The 19860-nt window shown below is 67.2% G+C and carries 22 protein-coding genes; 17 read left to right on the top strand and 5 right to left on the bottom strand.

The window, feature by feature from the left end; translation table 11 throughout:
- Window positions 1–16 precede the first annotated feature (16 nt).
- From CAL19_RS08275 to CAL19_RS08335, 13 genes are all read left to right on the top strand, one after another.
- Window positions 17–427 (top strand): PRC-barrel domain-containing protein, encoded by a 411-nt coding sequence (locus CAL19_RS08275; protein ID WP_026638513.1) that lies wholly within the window; start codon window positions 17–19, stop codon window positions 425–427.
- Between the two features lie 86 nt (window positions 428–513).
- A complete protein-coding gene (locus CAL19_RS08280) occupies window positions 514–1242 on the top strand; it encodes an SDR family oxidoreductase (RefSeq protein ID WP_094796529.1) in 729 nt (242 codons plus the stop codon).
- Entirely contained in the window at window positions 1233–1820 is a 588-nt protein-coding gene (locus tag CAL19_RS08285; protein ID WP_094796530.1) for a D-glycero-alpha-D-manno-heptose-1,7-bisphosphate 7-phosphatase, read from the top strand. The genes CAL19_RS08280 and CAL19_RS08285 overlap by 10 nt, the downstream gene beginning before the upstream one ends.
- The gene (locus CAL19_RS08290) at window positions 1817–2920 is read left to right on the top strand and encodes a glycosyltransferase family 9 protein (RefSeq protein WP_094796531.1); all 1104 of its coding nucleotides are present in this window, start codon (window positions 1817–1819) and stop codon (window positions 2918–2920) included. Before CAL19_RS08285 ends, CAL19_RS08290 begins: the two co-directional genes overlap by 4 nt.
- 27 nt (window positions 2921–2947) lie before the next feature.
- Window positions 2948–4684 carry a carbamoyltransferase family protein gene (locus tag CAL19_RS08295; RefSeq protein ID WP_094796532.1) on the top strand — a complete coding sequence of 579 codons (1737 nt, stop codon included), beginning with the start codon at window positions 2948–2950 and terminating at the stop codon, window positions 4682–4684.
- Window positions 4685–4707: 23 nt separating this feature from the next.
- Window positions 4708–5670: a glycosyltransferase family 2 protein gene (locus CAL19_RS08300; protein ID WP_231494525.1), complete on the top strand. Its 963-nt coding sequence runs from the start codon at window positions 4708–4710 to the stop codon at window positions 5668–5670.
- Entirely contained in the window at window positions 5667–6737 is a 1071-nt protein-coding gene (locus CAL19_RS08305; RefSeq protein WP_094796533.1) for a glycosyltransferase family 9 protein, read from the top strand. The genes CAL19_RS08300 and CAL19_RS08305 overlap by 4 nt, the downstream gene beginning before the upstream one ends.
- Window positions 6724–7695, top strand: a complete 972-nt coding sequence (locus tag CAL19_RS08310) for a glycosyltransferase (RefSeq protein ID WP_094796534.1) — start codon at window positions 6724–6726, stop codon at window positions 7693–7695. The genes CAL19_RS08305 and CAL19_RS08310 overlap by 14 nt, the downstream gene beginning before the upstream one ends.
- Window positions 7692–8687 carry a UDP-glucuronic acid decarboxylase family protein gene (locus tag CAL19_RS08315; protein ID WP_051423641.1) on the top strand — a complete coding sequence of 332 codons (996 nt, stop codon included), beginning with the start codon at window positions 7692–7694 and terminating at the stop codon, window positions 8685–8687. Before CAL19_RS08310 ends, CAL19_RS08315 begins: the two co-directional genes overlap by 4 nt.
- A gap of 19 nt (window positions 8688–8706) precedes the next feature.
- Window positions 8707–9396: a PIG-L deacetylase family protein gene (locus CAL19_RS08320; protein WP_231494526.1), complete on the top strand. Its 690-nt coding sequence runs from the start codon at window positions 8707–8709 to the stop codon at window positions 9394–9396.
- Entirely contained in the window at window positions 9393–10259 is an 867-nt protein-coding gene (locus tag CAL19_RS08325; protein WP_094796535.1) for a glycosyltransferase family 2 protein, read from the top strand. The genes CAL19_RS08320 and CAL19_RS08325 overlap by 4 nt, the downstream gene beginning before the upstream one ends.
- Window positions 10260–10271: 12 nt before the next feature.
- Window positions 10272–10880, top strand: a complete 609-nt coding sequence (locus CAL19_RS08330) for a hypothetical protein (protein WP_051423649.1) — start codon at window positions 10272–10274, stop codon at window positions 10878–10880.
- A gap of 16 nt (window positions 10881–10896) precedes the next feature.
- Window positions 10897–11178, top strand: coding sequence for a hypothetical protein (locus CAL19_RS08335; RefSeq protein WP_026638521.1), 282 nt, complete (start codon window positions 10897–10899; stop codon window positions 11176–11178).
- Between the two features lie 21 nt (window positions 11179–11199).
- Here the strand turns inward: CAL19_RS08335 and CAL19_RS08340 are convergent, their stop codons facing one another.
- On the bottom strand, window positions 11200–12228 hold the full coding sequence (locus tag CAL19_RS08340; RefSeq protein WP_026638522.1) for a DNA topoisomerase IB: 1029 nt from the start codon (window positions 12226–12228) through the stop codon (window positions 11200–11202).
- A 46-nt stretch (window positions 12229–12274) separates the two neighbouring features.
- Here CAL19_RS08340 and CAL19_RS08345 point away from each other — a divergent pair, with 46 nt between their 5' ends.
- Entirely contained in the window at window positions 12275–12820 is a 546-nt protein-coding gene (locus tag CAL19_RS08345; RefSeq protein WP_026638523.1) for a type 1 glutamine amidotransferase domain-containing protein, read from the top strand.
- 20 nt (window positions 12821–12840) lie between these two features.
- On the opposite strand, the gene CAL19_RS08350 is transcribed toward CAL19_RS08345, so the two are convergent.
- Genes CAL19_RS08350 through CAL19_RS08365 form a run of 4 tightly spaced genes read right to left on the bottom strand, consistent with a single transcriptional unit; the run spans window position 12841 to window position 15503 of the window.
- The gene (locus tag CAL19_RS08350; protein WP_094796536.1) at window positions 12841–13026 is read right to left on the bottom strand and encodes a hypothetical protein; all 186 of its coding nucleotides are present in this window, start codon (window positions 13024–13026) and stop codon (window positions 12841–12843) included.
- Window positions 13023–13559, bottom strand: coding sequence for a CinA family protein (locus CAL19_RS08355; RefSeq protein ID WP_051423642.1), 537 nt, complete (start codon window positions 13557–13559; stop codon window positions 13023–13025). The genes CAL19_RS08350 and CAL19_RS08355 overlap by 4 nt, the downstream gene beginning before the upstream one ends.
- A 53-nt stretch (window positions 13560–13612) precedes the next feature.
- Window positions 13613–14374, bottom strand: a complete 762-nt coding sequence (locus CAL19_RS08360) for an alpha/beta hydrolase family protein (RefSeq protein ID WP_026638524.1) — start codon at window positions 14372–14374, stop codon at window positions 13613–13615.
- Window positions 14361–15503: a DUF3182 family protein gene (locus tag CAL19_RS08365; RefSeq protein ID WP_051423643.1), complete on the bottom strand. Its 1143-nt coding sequence runs from the start codon at window positions 15501–15503 to the stop codon at window positions 14361–14363. The genes CAL19_RS08360 and CAL19_RS08365 overlap by 14 nt, the downstream gene beginning before the upstream one ends.
- Before the next feature lie 270 nt (window positions 15504–15773).
- Between CAL19_RS08365 and CAL19_RS08370 the strand changes: the two genes are divergently transcribed.
- From CAL19_RS08370 to CAL19_RS08380, 3 genes are all read left to right on the top strand, one after another.
- Complete coding sequence (locus CAL19_RS08370) at window positions 15774–16502, top strand: TerC family protein (RefSeq protein WP_026638526.1); 729 nt, start codon at window positions 15774–15776, stop codon at window positions 16500–16502.
- A gap of 294 nt (window positions 16503–16796) precedes the next feature.
- Window positions 16797–19235, top strand: a complete 2439-nt coding sequence (locus CAL19_RS08375; protein WP_094796537.1) for a mechanosensitive ion channel domain-containing protein — start codon at window positions 16797–16799, stop codon at window positions 19233–19235.
- Between the two features lie 110 nt (window positions 19236–19345).
- The gene (locus tag CAL19_RS08380; RefSeq protein ID WP_026638528.1) at window positions 19346–19834 is read left to right on the top strand and encodes a DUF411 domain-containing protein; all 489 of its coding nucleotides are present in this window, start codon (window positions 19346–19348) and stop codon (window positions 19832–19834) included.
- Window positions 19835–19860 lie beyond the last annotated feature (26 nt).

Consider the following 19860-nt stretch of genomic DNA (forward strand, 5'->3'; position numbering starts at 1 on the left):
GCTAAGGAGATTCATCATGACCACTGACACCACGAGCCAGACGCGCATCATCGGCAAAGGCAAGGCGACGGCCGACGGGCCGGGGCCGGAAATCATGGCGGCCGACACGCTCACGGGCAACGACGTCTACAACCCGGCAAACGAGAAGCTGGGCACCATCCAGGACATCATGCTGGATGTGCCGCAAGGACGCATCGCATACGCGGTGCTGTCACACGGCGGCCTGCTCGGAGTGGGCGACAAGCTTTACGCGGTGCCCTGGAGCGCGCTGGTGCTGGACACCGATCGCAAGTGCTTCGTACTGGACGTTTCGAAAGAACGACTGCAGAACGCCCAGGGTTTCGACAAAGACCACTGGCCGGCCATGGGCGACAGGCAATGGGCGCAGGATCTCTACGAATACTACGACCAGCCTCCGTATTGGTAAGTGGCAAGGGCAAAGCGTAGCCGGACACTTCCTTTGACGCCGCCGCGCCCGCGTACGCGCAGCGCGGCGGCAATACGGAGAATGCAATGAGGGAAAACGAAAGCCTGGCGGGGCGCGTGGTGCTGGTCACCGGCGGCGGCAGCGGATTGGGCGCGGCGATATGCGGCATGCTGGCTGCCGAGGGCGCGCATGTGGTTGTGGCGGACATCGACGAAGCGCGGGCGCACGAAGAGGCGGCCCGCCTGACGCAGGATGGCGCCCGGGCATGCGCAGTCACTATGGACGTCGGTGACGAGGCCCAGGTATCCGCGGCGCTGGACCTGGCAATCGAACGCTACGGAAAGCTGGACGCCGTGATCAATAACGCCGGCGTCGACGTCACCGCGCCGATCGACGAGCTGGACGTGGCGGCCTGGGAAAGAGTGCTGCGCACCAACCTGACCGGCCCGTTCCTGATGGCCAAGCTGGCGAAGAATCGCCTGGCGCCCCATGGGCATATCGTCAATATTGCTTCCACGGCAGCGCGCCGCGCCTGGCCCAACGCCAGCGCCTACCACGCGTCGAAATGGGGGCTGCTGGGCCTGTCCCATGCCTTGCACGCCGAGCTGCGCGCCATGGGCCTGAAGGTCAGCGCCGTGATCGCCGGCGGGATGCGCACGCCATTCCTGCTCGACCGCTTTCCCGATATTGATACCAGCTGCCTGCAGGATCCGCAGAATGTCGCGCGCGCGGTGCGTTTTGTCTTGACGCAGCCGGACGAAACGGTAGTGCCGGAGGTCATGGTCCTGCCCATGAAGGAAACCTCGTGGCCCTGACGCCCGCCATCTTCCTCGATAAGGACGGCACGATCCTGGCCGACGTGCCTTACAACGTAGCCCCGGAGCGGATGCGCTTTGCCGATGGCGCGCTCGAGGGCCTGGGCCTGCTGGCGTCGCTGCAGATTCCGCTGATCGTGGTCAGCAACCAGCCCGGCGTGGCGCTGGGCCGCTTCGAGCCGCACGCGCTGACGGCGGTGCGCATGCGGCTGCACGAGATGTTTGCCGCCGCCGGCGCATCGCTGGCGGGCTTTTACTGGTGCCCTCACCATCCCCGGGGCAGCGTGGCGCCGTATTCCGGCGTGTGCGCGTGCCGCAAGCCCCAGCCCGGGCTGCTGCTGCGGGCTGCCCGCGAGTATCGGATCGACCTGGCTCGTTCCTGGCTGATCGGCGACATTCTCGACGATGTCGAGGCAGGCAATCGCGCCGGCTGCCGGACGATACTGCTGGACGTGGGAAATGAAACCGAATGGGTGCGCGGCCCCTGGCGCACTCCGACGGCGCGCGTTCCCACTCTGGCGCATGCCGCACGCATGGTTGTGCAACGCCTGCAACGGCCGGCAGCGGAGGTGGCATGACGGCGACGAATCCCGCGTGGCGTGCCGCGCGCCGCATTCTTTGCGTACGGCTGGACAACCTTGGCGATGTGCTGATGACCACGCCGGCGATGCGCGCGCTGAAGAATCTGCCGGGACGTCCGCACCTGACCCTGCTGGCCAGCACGGCGGGCGCAGCGGCGGCGGATTTCCTGCCCGACGTGGACGATGTGCTGCGCTATGACGCCGCCTGGGTAAAGAACGACGCGCAGGGCAACGGTCAGGACGTGGACATGATAAGGCGGCTTGCCGCCGGACGCTATGACGCAGCCGTGATTTTTACGGTGTACAGCCAGAGTGCGTTGCCGGCCGCCTTGCTGTGCCATCTGGCGGGCATCCCACGGGTATTGGCGCACAGCCGCGAGAATCCGTACCGACTGGTGACAGACTGGGTCCGGGAATGCGAGCCCGAAAGCGACATCCGCCACGAGGTGCAGCGCCAGCTCGATCTGGTCGCGACGGTGGGCGCGCACAGCGCTACCACGACCATGGCCTGGCGGGTGCGGCCGGCTGACCGTGTCGGGCTGCGCGCGCGCCTGGATGCCGCGGGCGTGGCGGAGCAGGGCGGGTGGATTGCCGTGCATCCCGGCGCGAGCGCTTCGTCGCGCCGATATCCCCCCGCGCTGTTCGCACAAGCCATCGCGGCCATGCGCAACGAGGGACGGCGCATTGTGCTGTTGGGCACGGCGGCAGACCGGGGCCTGCATGGCGCACTTGCCGGGCAGCGCCGCCTGGCTCCGGGGCTGGTGGACTTGAGCGGCGAACTGAACCTGGGGGAACTCGCAGCAGCCATCGAGGCCGCCGCCGTGCTGGTATGCAACAACAGCGGGCCTGCGCATATCGCCGCGGCGCTGGGCGTGCCGGTGGTCGATCTATACGCGTTGACCAATCCGCAGCATACGCCCTGGCAAGTGCCCCATCGGGTGTTGTTTCACGACGTGCCATGCAAGTACTGCTACCGCAGTGTCTGCCCGCAGGGGCACCACGCGTGCCTGGCAAAAGTGGCGCCGGCCAGCGTGGCGGCAGCGGCGCGGGAATTGCTTGCAGGAAGCGGCGCGCCGTCGGTAAGCATGGCGCCCTGATCTACGCCGACACCAGAAGGAACCGCGATGTACACACTCGGAATCAATGCTGCCTTTCATGATTGCTCTGCCACACTGGTGCGCGACGGGGTCGTGCTTGCCGCAGCCGAGGAAGAGCGCTTTACGCGCATCAAGCATGGCAAGCGTCCGGTTCCGTTTTCTACGTGGCAGCTGCCATACCACGCCATCGACTACTGCCTGGCCGAGGCGGGAATCGTGCTGCGCGATGTGGACCATATCGTGTATGCCTTCGACCCGGCGCTGCTGCCGCAGCCGCCGCAGGAAAACGGGCATATCCTGCTGCCGCTGGAGCCGTCGCGCTCGACCGCGCGCGCGCACGAAGGTTCGCCGTGGGATCCCCTGTTCACGTCGTATGTGCTGAATGCCCCCCGGCAATTGCTGGACGGCGCGCCGCACCACCTGAAGGCGCGCTTCGATGGCCTTACGCTCGATCATATCCAGTCGCGATGGATCTTCCTGGACCACCACCTGTCGCACGAAGCCAGTGCCTTTCTGGCCGCGCCATGCGAAGAAACTGCTGTGCTGACACTGGATGGCCGAGGGGAGCGCGCCAGCACCAGTTATGGGGTGTATCGAGATGGCCGCTATACCCGGTTGAAGCAGGTCGAGCTTCCGCACTCGCTGGGACTGCTGTACGAAGACGTCACCCGATATCTGGGCTTTCTGCATTCATCGGACGAATACAAGGTGATGGCCCTGGCTTCCTTCGGGCAGCCCGAATACCTGTCGCAGCTGCGCGAAATCGTGCGCCTGGAAGACGAGGGCGGCTACCGGATAGAACCCGCGCGCCTGCACGAGCGCTTCGGCCCGCCCCGGCAGCGCGGCGCGCCCTTTGATACACACCACAAGAACCTCGCCAGTTCGCTGCAGTACGTACTGGAAGAAACCACTCTGCACATGGCCCGCTGGCTGCATGGCCAGACCGGCGCGCGGCACCTGGCGATGGCGGGCGGCGTGGCGCTCAATTGCGTAATGAACGCCCGGCTCAGCCGCGATGGCCCATTCGAGCGTGTATGGGTGCAGCCGGCGGCGGGTGACTCCGGCACGTCGCTGGGCGCCGCGCTCTATGTCGACCAGCAAAGGCGCGGCGGGCCGCGCCGCTGGGCCATGGAGCACGCCTATCTGGGCCCTGCGTACGACGACGATGAAATCGAACGTTTCCTGTACCGGTCGCGCCTGGCGTTCCGCAAGCTGGACAACGTAGCCGAAGAGGCTGCCGAGCTGCTGGCGCAGGAAAAGATCCTGGGGTGGTTCCAGGGACGCATGGAGTTCGGGCCGCGGGCGCTGGGCGCGCGTTCGATACTGGCCTCTCCGCTGGACAGCGGCATGCAGGCTCGCCTGAACGGCCTGAAAGACCGCGAGGATTTCCGGCCCGTGGCTCCGGTGGTTCTGCAGGAGCGGGCAGCGCAGTGGTTCGACGCGCGAGGCGAGAGCCCGTTATGCGCGCCCTTCATGCTGTTTGTCTACGACGTGCTGCCGCACCGCGCCGCCCGGATTCCGGCGGTGCGGCACATCGACGGCACGGCACGCGTTCAGACCATCCGGCGCGACCAGAACGAGCGCTACTACGACCTGCTCGCGGCCTTCGAAAAGCGTACAGGCGTGCCGGTGCTGGTGAACACTTCGTTCAACACACGCGGCGAGCCGGTGGTGTGCTCGCCGCGCGATGCCGTAGAGTGCTTCTGGACTTCGCCCCTGGATGCGCTGGTCATCGGCTCGTACCTGCTGGAGAAGCCGCGATGAGTCCCGGCGGGAAAAAGCTGCTCATGTCGGTTGTGGTACCCACCCGCGGGCGTCCCGAACTGTTGCGGCGCTGCCTGCGGGCGCTGGCGACCCAGGATTTTCCCGGACGCGCCTATGAGGTCATCGTCTGCGACGACGGCGCAGACCCCGGCACGCGCAGCCTGGTGCAGGGCTTTGACGCCGCCGACGGCGCCGCCCCGCGGGTCCGCTACCTGGCGGCCAGCGACACGCAGGGCCCTGCCGCTGCGCGCAACCTGGGCTGGCGTGGCGCCATGGCGGACATCATTGCCTTCACCGACGATGACACCATCCCCGCCGCAGACTGGCTATGGCAGGGGATGCTGGCAATGGAGCCGGGCGTGCATGCCGTCGCGGGCGCCATCGACATGCCGATTGCGCAGCCGCCCACCGATTATGAGCGCGATGCGGCCGGCCTGACGCGCGCGGAGTTTGTCACGGCAAACTGTTTCGTGCGGCGCGACGCGCTGCAGGCCGTGGGCGGCTTCGATACGCGCTACACCATGGCATGGCGCGAAGATTCGGACCTGTACTTCGCGTTGCTGGAGCACGGCATGACAGTGGTGCGCACGCCCCACGCGCGGGTGCTGCACCCCGTGCGCCCGGCTCCCTTCGCCGTGGGCCTGCGCATGCAGAAGAAAGTCATGTTCGACGTACTGCTGTATCGCAAATATCCGCGCCTGTACCGTGCCCGGGTGCGACGCGGCCCGCCCTGGTTCTACCTGGCGCACGCCCTGTCGCTGGCAGCCGCGATCGTGGCGATGCTGGCAGGCCATGCCGGGGCGGCGGCGATATTCGGCGCGCTCTGGCTGGCGCTGACGCTTGTATTTTTCGTGCGCCGTTTGCGTGGCGCGTCGCGCGCTCCGGCGCACGTGGCCGAGCTGGCCCTGACTTCCGCCTTTATCCCGCTGCTGTCCATCACCTGGCGGCTGATCGGGATAAGCCGTTACGGACTGCGCTTTCCATGAACATATCCTGCACTACTGGCGGCGCCACGCCGCGCATCGCGGTTTTCCGCGCGCTGCAATTGGGCGATATGCTGTGCGCCGTGCCCGCATTGCGCGCCCTGCGCCAGGCTTTTCCACAGGCGCATATCACCCTGGTGGGACTTCCCAACGCGCGCGACTTCGTCCAGCGTTTCGACCGGTACATCGATGACCTGCTGGAGTTTCCGGGAACGGCGAACTTTCCCGAACAGGCGGCCCGCGAACAGGCCTTGCCGCAGTTCTACCAGCGCGCGCATGCCATGCAATTTGACGTGGCGCTGCAGATGCATGGCAGCGGCAAACATTCCAATGACATCGTGCGCTGCCTGGGCGCGCGCCACTGGGCGGGGTTCGTGCCCACGCAGGCCGAGGCCGTTCCGGGATGCCGAATGCCATGGCCGGACCGCATGCCCGAGCCTTTGCGTTACCTGGCATTGCTGCGCTGGCTGGGCCTGGCCGCGTGGGATTCCACGCTGGAGCTGCCTGTCAGCGCCCGCGAGGCGTCGGCCGCCGCGGCGTTGTTGCGGCAGGAAGGCCTGGAGCCGCGTCGCACGGTCGTGATGCATGTGGGCGCGCGGCTGCCGTCGCGGCGCTGGCCGACCGCGCGGTTCGCGCAGGTGGCCGGCGCCATCGCGGCCCGAGGTTGGCAGATTGCCCTGACGGGCACGCCCAATGAAGCCGCGCTGGTGGGCGCCATGTGGCGCGAGTGCGGCACGCGGGCTGCGAACCTGTGCGGCCGCACCACGCTGGGCGAACTGGCCGCCCTGGTGGAACAGTGCCGTCTGGTTATCTGCAACGACACCGGCATGTCGCACGTGGCCGCGGCGATGCGCGTGCCCAGCGTCGTCGTTGCATCGGGCAGCGACGTGCGCCGCTGGGCGCCGTTGGACGGCCGGCGCCACAGCGTGCTGTCGGCCAACATGCCTTGCCGTCCGTGCAGCTACGACACCTGCCCGATAGGCCACCCTTGCGCGCTGGCCATATCGGCCGACGACGTGCTGGCGCGCGCGTGTCGACATCTTGAAGAGCCCCATCATGTCGCCTCTTGAATCGCCCCGCGGCCGGCGGCGGCTGCGCATCCTGGTCTGGCACGTACATGGCAATTATCTGTACGCGCTGACGCAGGCGCCGCACGACTTCTACGTGCCGCAAACCGAAGACGATCGTCCCGGCTACGGGGCCCTGGGCCGCAAGATCCCCTGGGGTGAGAACGTGCATGGAGTGCCGGCCTGGCAGGTCAGGAACCTGGAGTTCGACCTGGTCATTTACCAGTCGGCCCAGAACCTGGCTGACGCGCCGCTATTGCTGACGGCCGCTCAACGGCGCCTGCCGTGCGCGTACATCGAACATAACCCGCCCGCGCCTCTGCCCGCGGAGTCGATGCATCCGTTCCGGCATGAGCGCGGCCTGCTGGTGCACGTAACGCCCCATAACGCCGTCATGTGGGACAACCACGGCATCGCCCAGCGCGTCGTGGAACATGGGCTGCCCGATCCCGGCTACCTGTACCGGGGCGATCTGCCCCGGGGCATCGTGGTGGTGAACCACTTGATGCGGCGCGGACGCCGGGTGGGCGCCGACCTCTATACGCAGGCGGCCGCCCGGGTCCCGCTGGACCTGATCGGCATGGACGCCGAAGCCGCGGGCGGCCTGGGCGAAGTGCCCAACATGGAAGTCGCGGCTTTCATGGCGCGGTACCGCTGCTTTTTCAGTCCGGTGCGCTATGCCAGCCTGGGCCTGTCACTGGTAGAAGCCATGCTTTGCGGGTTGCCGGTCGTGGGTTTTGCCGCCACCGAATTGCCATGCGTCATCACCAACGGCCAGGACGGTTACGTCGATAGCCGGCCCGAACGCCTGCTCGATGTGACCCGGCAATTGATCGACGACGCGGAGCTGGCGCGCGCCTGGGGCCAGGCAGCGCGAGCGACCGCCTTGCGGCGATTTTCCATCGAGCGGTTTGTCGAGGACTGGAACCAGGTCTTCGCCACGTTGACGGAGTCATCATGAAAGACAGCACGATAAGCGCTCCGCGGGCGCTGGTAGCCGGCGGCGCGGGTTTCCTGGGATCGCACTTGTGCCGCCGCCTGCTGTCCGATGGGTGGGACGTGGTCTGCGTGGACAACTTCCAGACCGGGCGGGCAGAGAACCTGGCCGGCCTGGCCGCGCATCCGGGGCTGACCGTGCTCAGGCACGATGTGGCCGTGCCGCTGCCCGCCGATATACGGGCAGACCGGATCTATAACCTGGCTTGCCCCGCCTCGCCGGTTCACTACCAGGCCGATCCGGTTGCAACCTTGCGCACCTGCGTGCAGGGCGCCACGCAGCTGCTCGAGATGGCGGCCCGCACCGGCGCGCGCATCCTGCAGGCGTCGACCAGCGAAGTCTACGGGGACCCGCTCGAGAGTCCGCAGCGCGAGGCGTACTGGGGCCACGTCAATCCGGTGGGCCCGCGCTCTTGCTATGACGAAGGCAAGCGATGCGCGGAAACCCTGTTCACCGAGTACGGCCGCCGTGGCGTCACCGTGAAGATCGCGCGCATCTTCAATACCTATGGGCCCGGCATGGCTGCCGACGACGGCCGCGTGGTATCGAATTTCATCGTGCAGGCGCTGGCGGGCCGGCCGCTCAGCATCTACGGCGATGGCGTCCAGACGCGCTCGTTCTGTTATGTAGACGATCTGGTCGAAGGCCTGGTGCGCCTGATGGAGAGCCCGCCTGAACTCTGCCAGCCTGTCAATCTGGGCAACCCGGCTGAAATCACTGTGCTGCACATGGCGCGGCTGGTGCTGGAGCTGACGAAAAGCAGTTCGCCCCTGCAGTTCCATGAACTGCCGCAAGACGACCCGATGCAGCGTTGCCCCGATATCACCCTGGCGCGCGAGCGGCTGGACTGGAACCCCACCACATCGCTGGCGACGGGGCTGGCGCGCACGATCGAATATTTTCGCCGGCGGACGGCAGATCGCCCCACGCGCGCCGCTGCCGCCGAGGCGCAGTAAGACGAGGTAGGCTATGGACATGTCGGGCAGCGTCGTCGTGATTTCCCCCCACTTCGACGACGCCGTACTGAGTTGCGGCAATTGGCTCGCGGCATGCCCGGGAAGCACAGTGCTGACGGTGTACTCGGGGGTGCCGCCGAGCTCCACGCCGCTGACCGACTGGGATCGGCGTTGCGGCTTCCAGAGCGCCGACCAGGCGATGCTGGCACGCCACGAAGAAAACCGCGCCGCCATGGCGGTGCTCGGCGCCCGCAATCTTGACCTGGGGCTGCTGGATGAGCAGTACACCCGCCAGCAGGCCGGGCCCGGGCGGCTGACCGGCATGCTGGCCACTGCGCTCACGACACTGCAGCCTGCCGTGTTGCTGTTGCCGCTGGGGCTGTTTCATCGCGATCATCTGCGGGTGTCGGAGGCGGCGCTGACCATATGGCGGCTGTTTGAACGGCCGCTGGGAGGACGCTGGCTTGCCTACGAGGAAGCCCTGTACCGCCGCAAGCCCGGGCTAGTGCAATCCAGGCTGGCGGCGCTGCGCGCACAGCACATCGTGGCCACACCCGTGCCGGGCCCCGCGTACCGCGGCGAGCGCAAGACCCGCGCCGTGGCCGCCTATGCAAGCCAACTGGAACCGTTGGGGCTGGTGCCGGGGCAGGGCGATGACGCGGCGCCGGAGCGCTATTGGGAACTGTCGGCGGAGCAAGCAGGGAAATGATGCCGCCGCGCCTGTCCATTGTGGTGCTGACGTATAACCGACGCAGCGAATTGTTGCGCACCCTGGACCGGCTCGGGAGCCTGCCCGCACAGTACCCGGTGGTGGTGGTGGACAATGCCAGCGCCGACGGCACGGCCGCCGCGGTGCGACGCCGCTTCCCCGACATCACGCTGGTGCAGGCCCCGGACAACCTGGGCGCCGCCGGTCGCAACCTGGGCGTTCGCCAAGTCCAGACTGACTACGTTGCGTTCTGCGACGACGACACCTGCTGGGAACCGGGCGCCCTGGAGGCCGCCATCCGCATACTCGATGCCACGCCCGAGATCGGCATACTGAATGCCCGCGTCCTGGTGGGCGACGCCGCCAAGCCCGACCCGGCCTGCAGCGCCATGCAGGAAAGCCCCTTGCCGGAACAGCCGGGCGTCGGTCCCTGCCTGATGGGCTTCATGGCCGGCGCCTGCGTCATGCGCACCGAGGTGTTCCGCGCTGTGGGGGGGTACTGGCCGCCACTGCTGATTGGCGGCGAGGAATCCCTGCTGGCGCTGGATGCGCTCGAGCGCGGCTGGCGCATTGTCTACGCCCCTGCAGTATGTACGCGGCATTGGCCATCGTCCGCGCGCGACGCGACGTTGCGCCGCCGGCTGCTGGCGCGCAACGCGATATGGACTGCCTGGCTGCGCCTGCCTGCGGCGATGGCCTGGCGCGCCACCTTGCGCGAGTTCCGCCTGCAACCGACCGCACGCCAGCGCTGGCGGCTCGCGCGGGATATAGGCAGGGGGCTGAGGTCTGTACTCGCGCGGCGGCGCGTGGTGTCGGGCCGGGTACAGGAATTGCTTGCCTGTACGCAGCGCCACAACCATTAGCAGGAGACCATGATGGCATTGATCGTTGCAGCGCGGTTCCAGACCTTTGACCAGGCCGAGGTGGCCGCGCAACGGCTGTTCGAGGCCGGCTATCGCGATGAGGACATGCACACGTTCTACGTAGGGATCGCGGGCGAGCACGGCATTTATCCCGTAGGTGGAGACCGTCGGGCGGACCCCGACGCCCGCGGTGCGTCCGTGGGCGCCATGCTGGGCGCGGCCGGGCTGGGCATTCTGTTTGCGTTGGTATGCGCGGCGGTGGCGTGGCAGTTCCAGCCGTCCGCCATCGCGGTGGCGGCGGCCGGCGGGGTGGGCGCCTATATCGGCGCGCTGGGTGGAGCCTTGTGGGTGTCCGGCCGAGGGCGACGCCGCCATCCGGCCGCCCCCAGGCAGCATCCCGAAGTGCGCCAGGCGGGTGTACTGCTGGCCCTTCACGTGCAGCCGGACCAGGAAGCCCGCGCGGCGGCGTTGCTGCGCGAAGCCGGAGGCGCCGACGTGGAGCGGGCCAACGGACGGTGGATGAACGGCAAATGGCAGGACTTCAACCCGCTGGAGCCGCCTCAACGCGAGCCTGTCAGTGTTGGACGGCCCCAGGCGCCCTCGGGCACGCCGCAGGTATAAACGGAGGCCCGACACCATGACCCATGCCAGTCGCAAGCGAGCAGGCAAGCGCGCACAGCCGGATACACCGGATACCCAAGCACAGCAGGGCAAAGGCGCCGATGCGGTGGCGGGCAAAGTCCTGCCCCCGAAGGGGCCGGTACAAGTGCCCACCCAGCCTTCCAAACCCGGCAAACACACGCCAGACGAGGCCGCGCAGGCCAGCGACCCTCCCCGCGACACCCGGGATGATTCGAGCTGGGCCGATGGCTCCAAGCCGAGGCCCAACGCCAAGCACGTGCGTACGCACTTGTTCTGACGGTTGCCCGGCGCTGCCGCCTCAGGCGGTCGCCGGGTACGAGTATGTCCGCAGGAAATGCCACAGGCGTCGCTCGTCGGCATTCAGGCCGCGCGGCGAGTCGGGGGCCGCGCCGCGTGGGGGCAATTCGCCGCGCACGTATGCTTGCAGAATCGCGGGATGTATATAACAACTGCGACATACCGCCGGGGTGTTGCTCAGGCGGCCGGCTACCTGCTTGACGACCTGGACCATGTTGCGCTTGGCCTCGCTTTCGCTGGCCGCCGGCAGGCGCTGCAGCAGGGCGAACGCCATCACCGAGCCTGCCCAAGTGCGGTAGTGTTTGGCCGTGAAACCGCCTCCGCCGGCCTCTTTCAAGTATGCATTGACCATTTCCGAGCTCACCGGCCGCGCCTGTCCGTCGGCGTCGCGGTAGTGAAACAGTTGCTGCCCCGGCAGATCCATGCAGCGCTTGACGGTGCGCGCCACCCGCGCGTCACTGACCGTCACATCGTGGGGCACGCCGCTCTTGCCGATGAACCGCAGGCGCAGGCGATCGCCCGCCACGGCAGTATGGCGACGCTTCAGCGTCGTCAGGCCATACGACTTGTTGGCGCGGGCATATTCGCGTGTGCCGATGCGGATAAGCGTGATTTCCAGCAAGCGCACCACGACGGCCAGCACCTTGTCCTGCGACAGCGCCCGTAACCGCATGTCGCGCTCGACCCGGCGCCGTATGCGCGGCAGCCCCGCGGCGAATTCCAGCAGCTGCCCATACTTGCTGGCATCGCGCACGGCCGTCCAGTCGGGATGATAGCGATACTGCTTGCGCCCGCGTGCATCGCGACCGGTAGCCTGCAGATGGCCATTGGCCTGGGGGCAGATCCAGACCTCGGTATATGCGGGCGGGATGGCCAACGCATCGATGCGCCTCACCACGGCCGGGTCCCTGATGACCTTGCCCTGCGTGTCCAGGTAGCGGAACTTGCCTGCGCGGGTGCGCGCGCGGGTAAAACCGGGCCGCCGGTCGTCCACATACACCAGGCCGCTTTCGGCGGGCAGCGGGAACACGGGTTGCTGCCCCCCGTTGCGGACTTCATGTACAACGGAGGTATCTATGGAAGGTTCCTTGAAAGATGTCAACGTTGCTATCCTCGCGGTGGATGGCTTTGAGCAAGTGGAACTGACGCGGCCTCGCGAGGCGCTGGCGCAGCAGGGCGCGCGCACCGCGCTCGTATCGGCCGCGCGCGAGCCCATCCTGGGCATGCATCACATCGACAAAGGAGACCGGTTCGACGTGGACCTGATCTTCAGCGAGGCCCGCGCCGCGGATTTCGATGCCGTGCTGTTGCCGGGCGGGGTCGTCAATGCCGACGAGATCCGCATGCACCCCGCCGCCCGCGATTTCGTGCGGGCCATGCAGGAGCAGGGCAAGGTCATCGCCGTCATATGCCACGGGCCGTGGCTGCTGGCGTCTGCCGATCTGCTGCGCGGCCGGACGCTGACAAGCTGGCCCTCGGTACAGGACGACCTGCGCAACGCCGGCGCGCACTGGGTTGACCAGGAGGTGGTGGTAGACGGCAATCTCGTCAGCAGTCGCAAGCCCGACGATATTCCGGCCTTCAACCGCGAAATGCTGCGGGTGATCGGGGCGCATCGTTAACTGCAGGTTCGCGGCCGAACCTATGAGCGGCGGGCTCCGCCGCCACGCTGCCGCTGGCTTTGCTGATCCTGGCCAGTACCGACCTGGGTCGCATGGCCATCCTTTTTGCTGCGGTTCTGATTGTCGCCGTGGCTTTGCTGCGATTCCCTTGGCGTATCGTCTTCGGTGGGATCCGGTTTCGAATCGGGTCGATCAGTGGGTTTCATGTTGGCTCCTTTGCCGATATGGCAGGGGTAGGGGATTCGCCGGCCTGCCATGCCCGGTGGTAATGAGGCAGGCGCGACAGCGCATAACGGGCGCTGGCCTGGCGGATCGCATTGCGCCCGCCGGAGAACACGCGGGTTTCGGTGTAGATCACCGGCCGCCCATCGGCCGCGCCGCTTCTGAACAGCCACGCATAACACTGGGTGCCTGGCTCGATGTCGTCGTCCGTAGCGTCCGACACGCCGGTGTTGGCGATTGCCACGGGCGCCGGGCTCAGCCGGCTGGCGCCCAGCGCCATGGCGCGGGCGACCGGTTCGCTGGTCAGGTTGCAGCGCTGCAGCAGCCCCTGATCCAGCCCGAGGCAGCGCATCTTGGCCTGCGGCGCATAAGTCACGAACGCACAATCGAGCAAACTGCCGGCGCCCGGCACATCCGCAAGCGTGGCGGCAATCAGGCCTGCGGTACAGGACTCTGCCGTCACCAGCGCCAGGGACTGCTCGCGCATGTAGCGGGCCACGCGTTCTATTTCATTCATGCCACACACTCCGTAGATCGACAGCGGCTTTGCAAGAGGCGTGCCCGGCCGGGCTAGCGCGGCGGCAGAGGCTCGCCGCCCACGCGGGCGCCGACAATCATTTCGGTCGCCCAGCCCAGCAATATGGTGGTGTACGCCCGTTGGGCGGCTTTATCGGTCAGCGCATGGTCGGCGCCGTCCACGATGCGATGCGTCATCGAGTGCGCGCGCACGAACGCCGACCGGTAGTTCATGATGGTCGAATGGGGAATAAACGCGTCGTGCTCGGCTTCCACAATGAGCACATCGCCGGTAAAAGCTTCACACGCGGCCAGGGCCCGGTTTTCCCCGGGGGCCACGCGGGCCCGGCGGTAGGCAGCCAGGCTTTCACGCTCCAGGGCGCCCTTGGGGCGCTCCCATTCCTCGTCGCGATACAGAGCGGGCACGTGCAACGCCAGCCAGCGCACGGGCCGCAGCGCCGACAGCAGGGCGGCAAGATAGCCGCCGTAGCTGCTGCCCACCACGGCGATGGCCGTGCGGTCGATCCACGGGTGGCTGAGCAATCGGTCATAGGCGGCCAGCACGTCGCGCAGGCTGTCGGCGCGCGATACGCGCGCGCGCTGCGTCTCGGTGGCCGCATGGCCGCGCAAGTCGAAGGTCAGGCATACACATCCCAGGCCGGCAATGCTGCGGGCGCGCACCAGGTCGAACTGCTGGCTGCCGCCCCAGCCGTGGATGAACAGCACGCCCGGCATCCGCGTGGCAGGCGCCAGGAACGTGCCCGACAGATCCTGCCCATCGACGTTGATCGTCACGGAATGGTTACTCGTGGCCATGGCGCACCACTCCCGCGGACTTTCGGATACGGCCTACGAAGGGGTCATCGTCGTCGTAGATCAGCAGGGCGTCGGCGGGCTCGCCGTTGCCTTCCCCATAGCTTTCCGTGGTCCTGGCGCGCACCCGTGTCAGGCCGGCGTCGGCGGCGAAAGCCTCTAGCGCGCAGGCTTCGCCCATGCTGGCGCCGCCGGCCCGCCACGACTGTTCCAGCACGCCATAGCGATACTGGCCCTGCGCATTGCGGCCGCCGGCCACATCGTAGTTGCGGCGCGAAGCATAGAAGCCCGGGTAGCTCAGCTCGATGGCGCGGTCATACTGCATGGCCAGTCCGATAGCGTGCCGCAGGGCGGCCGGCCAATGGCGAGCCGCCAGCACGTCCAGGTCACCGCGCACGAATATCATGTCCGAGCCGCCATAAACCGCCGCGCCCTGGTTGTCGCGGGTGAGCCGTTGCGTGCCGACATAGCTTGCGCACAGGCCGGGCAGTCTTGCCACGCCCACGCTATAAGTGTCCACGTCTTCCAGGTGTTCTTCCAGCACCAGCCCGCACTGCGCGAATTCGCTTTCGTCCAGGCTGCGTACCGCGGCGCGCAGGTCAGCCTCGTCGTGCGCGGTCAGTTGCCCGCGTCCCGCGGTGGCATGCACGGGCTTGATGCGCACCGGGCCGTCGCGCAGCAGCAGGGCGCCCGCACGCAATGCGTCCTGGCAAGAAAAAACGGTATAGCCCTGCAGCACACAGCCGCGCAGCCGCTCGCCGAGCCTGGCCTGCCACCCGGGCGGCGGCGCGGCATGAGCGCGCTCCAGCACAGGGTGCGAGATGGCCTTGGTGGCGACGAACTCATAAGGCACCACTCCGCCATACAGGTCGGCCTCGTTCCCGATGCCCAGCCGCTCGGCCGCCGGCGCGCCAAGCGTCATCGCGGGCACATAGTAGATTCGCTCGCGGCCGGGGCGCGCGTCGCCGCCGGGTTCGTAGTCCAGGACGCACGGGCATCCCAGCACGGTTGCCAGCTTGCCCGCCAGGGCGCGATGACTGGCGATGTCGTGGGCGCTCGCGCCCAGGCGGCGCGGATAGGGCACGACCAGCGCGGGGGGAGCCGCGGAACCGTTGGCTTTCAGCTTGGACATAGTAATGGCGCTGTAGGCGGGTGTCCGCCCTGTACGCATGCCGCGTGCCCAAGCTAGCGCAGATCCCGCAGAATCTTGGCTAATCCGTTGATTTTAAGGAATATTTCGGACGCTACCCCGTGGTTGGCCGGGTGCGGGGTCACTGGTAACAACACGTCAACGCCGTTCCGGCGGGGCCACTGTAAGGTATTATTCAGCCTCTTTGAATTCAGCTAGTTGTAAGAATGGCTGAAACAGCGTCTTTACTACCTTATTTACCTCGGAGATTGCATGCTTGAGTTCCTGCAAACCCTCAGCTGGGCCGCCGTGTTCCAGATTATTCTTATCGACATCCTGCTGGGCGGCGACAACGCTGTAGTCATTGCACTGGCATGCCGCAATCTGCCGGCCAAGCAGCGCATGCAGGGCATTCTATGGGGCACCGCCGGCGCCATTGGCTTGCGCGTCGTACTGATTGCCTTCGCGCTCACCCTGTTGACGATTCCCTACCTGAAGATCGTAGGCGCCTTGCTGCTGCTGTGGGTCGGCGTCAAACTGCTGATCCCCGAAGAGGACGCGCACGGCAACATCCAGGGCGGCGCGTCGGTATGGGCAGCCGTCAAGACCATTATCGTAGCGGACTTCGTCATGAGCCTGGACAACGTGATCGCCATCGCGGGCGCGGCGCAGATGGCCGACCCCTCGCACCAGATCGGACTGGTGATCTTCGGCCTGGTGGTCAGCGTGCCCATCATCATCTGGGGCAGCACGCTGGTGCTCAAGCTCATCGACCGCTACCCGCTGGTCGTGACATTCGGCGCGGGCCTGCTGGGCTGGATTGCCGGCGGCATGCTGGTTACCGATGTGGTCGTGGTCGAGCAGTTTGGCGAGATCTCGGGCGCCACCAAGCTCGCCGCCGAGGTCGTGGGTGCGCTCTTTGTGGTGGGCCTGGGCCGCTGGATCGCGGCGCGCAAGCGGGCCGCCGCGCCCGCCGCCCAGGCGGCGCGCCAGGACGCCTGAGCCTGACACGTCGCGCCCGTGCGGGCGCGACGGCTCTCCGCCCGCACGGGCCGCGCAGCGCATAACGTGTTGCGCGGCCCGTTTCTTTTTCGCCAGAGCCTGCCAAACCCGCCACACCCCGCATCTGCCATGATGCGCGGGGCGGCAGTTTGTCCTGCCGCTGCAGCGGGCTTTATCATGGCAACGGCCTTCCCATTGCGGAAGGCCGCGTCGTCGCGGCCCGCGCTTGCAGTGCCGCTTGTTGTGGAGGTCCCCCATTTGACCCGGCCAGCACCCTATACCAGACCCTTGGGCATGTTCATCGAATCGGCGTTGCCACGCGCCTGGTCCGCCGTGCCCTGGGCAAGGAATGCGTGCTGCATCTTCATCCTGCTGCTGGCGATGTTGGTGGGCGGCGCCGCCCATGCCGCGCAGGCAGCCGACACGTCTTCCACGCAGGCGCCGACCGCCACCGACACATCCGAACTGACGCCCGCCCGCCTGGCGGATCTGCTGGAAGATCCCGCCGCGCGTCAACGGCTGGTTGAACAATTGCGCGATGCCGCGCCGGCGGCAGGGGACGAGGCGTCGCAGCAAACGGCGAGCGCGCCCTCATTGCCGGGCCGCCTGGCGCAAAGCGCCCAGGCCTTCCTGGCCGGCATGGCCACCCACGCGGGCCGCGCCGTAGACGAATTGACGTCGTTGAGCAGCGGCGGCATGACGCCCCAGCAACGTCAAGAGCTTTCGAGCGCGCTGCTGGGGGTCGCCCTGGTGGCTGCGGTAACCCTGGTGGCATTCTGGCTGCTGCGCGCCATCGCCGCGCATGCGTATGCGCGCATCGACCGCTGGCTCGCGCGCCAGCCTCATACAACGGCCGGCGCCCCACGAGGCGCGGTGCTGGCGGTGATGTTGCGCCGCGCCGGCGCAATGACCGGCGCCCTGGTCATAGACCTGGCCATCGTGCTGGCGGCCGGGCTCGCGGGCTACCTAGCGGGGCTTTACGGCACCTCGCCGCGGGGAGACATCAGCGCCGCGCAGGTGATGTTCGTGCGGGCCTATATCGCCGTGGAATTCGCCAAGGCGCTGATCCGCGGCGTGTTCGCCACGCGGTATCCCATGTTGCGCCTGTTCACGATGGAAGACGATCTGGCGCGCTACTGGAACAGCCGGCTGGGCCGCATCGCCACGGCCATCGGCTACGGCCTGCTGCTCGCCGAACCGCTGGCCAAGGCCTTGCTGACTGAGTCTATCGGCGAACTGCTGGGCCTGATCATCATGCTCGCGGCGTACCTGTATGCGGTGCGCACAATATGGCGCAACCGCGTGGCATTGCGGCAACGCCTGGAAAGACGCGCCGCGCAGGCCACGGCGTCGTACTTCGGCACATGGTTCCGGCTGCTGGCGCGCACCTGGCACTGGCTGGCTGTCGGCTATTTCACCGTGCTGCTGGTCGTCAGCCAGGTCGATACCGAACACGCATTGCCGTTCATGGTGCAGGCCACCATACAGTCCCTGCTGTCGCTGGGAGTGGGCGCGTTGCTGCTCGTTGTGCTGCACGGCGCGCTGTCGCGCCGCATCGTCCTGCCGCAGGACGTGCGGACCAGGCTGCCCATGCTCGAGGCCCGGGTCAACGCCTACGTGCCCGCCGCGCTGAAAGGGCTGGGCGTACTTATCCGCATCGTTGTCGCGCTGTTCGTTCTGGACGCGTGGCGGGTGTTCGACCTGTCGAGCTGGCTGGTGTCGGATGCCGGCGCGACGGCTGTGCGCACCGTTGTCAATGTGGCCATCATCCTGCTGATCGCCGCCGTTGCCTGGACGCTGATCGCCAGCATCATCGAACACAGGCTCAGCCTCAGCGAGGGTTCGGGCACGCCCACCGCCCGCGAGCGCACGCTGCTGGCGCTGTTCCGCAATGCCGCCCTGATCGTCATCGTGACCCTGACAGTGCTGGTGGTGCTGTCGCAGATCGGCGTCGACATCGCGCCGCTGATCGCCGGGGCAGGGGTCGTGGGCCTGGCAATCGGCTTCGGTTCGCAGAAGCTGGTGCAAGACATCATCACAGGCGTGTTCATCCAGCTTGAAAACGGCATGAACCAGAACGACGTGGTGCAAGTGGCCGGCATCTTCGGCACGGTGGAAAAGATCACCATACGCTCGGTGGGCATACGCACGCTGGACGGCGGCTATCACCTGATTCCCTTCTCGTCTGTCGATGTCGTGTCCAACCACATGCGCGACTTCTCGTACCATCTGGGCGAGTACACCATCGCGCACCGCGAAAGCGTCGACGATGCCGTCCACCACCTGCGCCAGGCTTTCGAAGAGCTGATGCAGGACGAAGTGCTGGCGCCCGAGGTGCTTGAAGACATCAGCATTCCCGGCGTCACCGCGCTCAGCGAAAAAGGCGTGACGATACGCGTGCTGATCAAGACCACGCCCGGCATGCAATGGGCGGTGCAGCGCGGCTATAACCGGCTGGTCAAGAAACACTTCAACGCCGCGGGCATCGAACTGCCGTATCCGCACACTGTGGTTTACTTCGGCCAGGACAAGAACGGCTACGCCCCGCCGGCCAACCTGTTCCTGCAGACCGACCGCCCGGACGAACACGGCAACGCCCGGGCCGCCGGCCAGACGCGACGCCGGCTTTCAAGAGAAACCGGCGCCGGCGGCGAAGACGTCCTGGGTAATGAGCTGGACCGGGTCAGCGAAGACGAAGACGACGCACCCGCTGCGCCACGGCCAGTCGCCTGACCGCGGCTGGGGTTGCGCCAGATCGCAAGGGCCGGCCGCGCCTTTGCGCCACGACGCGGCCGGCCGGTGTACGCTGGCGGTTTATCGTCGGCCCTATGCCAGGTACTGCCATGTCATCTTCATCTTGCCCGTCTTTCCTGACGCGCCGCCGCCTGCTGGGCGGGCTGGCGCTGGCGCCTGCACTGGCGCCAGCGCTGGCGCGGTCGCAACCCGCGGCGGCGCGGGTCCAGGTATGGAAGTCTCCCACCTGCGGCTGCTGCACCGACTGGATCGCCCATCTGCACGAGTATGGTTTCCAGGTCCAGGTCGAAGATGTCCCCGACACCGGGCCCATACGCCGGAAACTGGGCATGCCCGCCGAGTACGCGTCATGCCATAGCGCGCGAGTACAGGGCTATGCGCTGGAAGGGCATGTGCCGGCCAGCGACATCCAGCGGCTCTTGCGCGAGCAGCCCGCGGCGATCGGCCTGGCCGTGCCCGGCATGCCGCTGGGTTCGCCCGGGATGGACGGGCCCGAATACCAGGGGCGCAAGCATCCTTACGAGGTGCTGCTGGTGCGCCGCTGGGGCCTGACCCGGGTGTTCCAGGCCTACACCTGACCCTGGCCCCCGGCCGGCAATACGGC

Source organism: Bordetella genomosp. 7, from assembly GCF_002261265.1.
Classification (GTDB): domain Bacteria; phylum Pseudomonadota; class Gammaproteobacteria; order Burkholderiales; family Burkholderiaceae_B; genus Bordetella_A.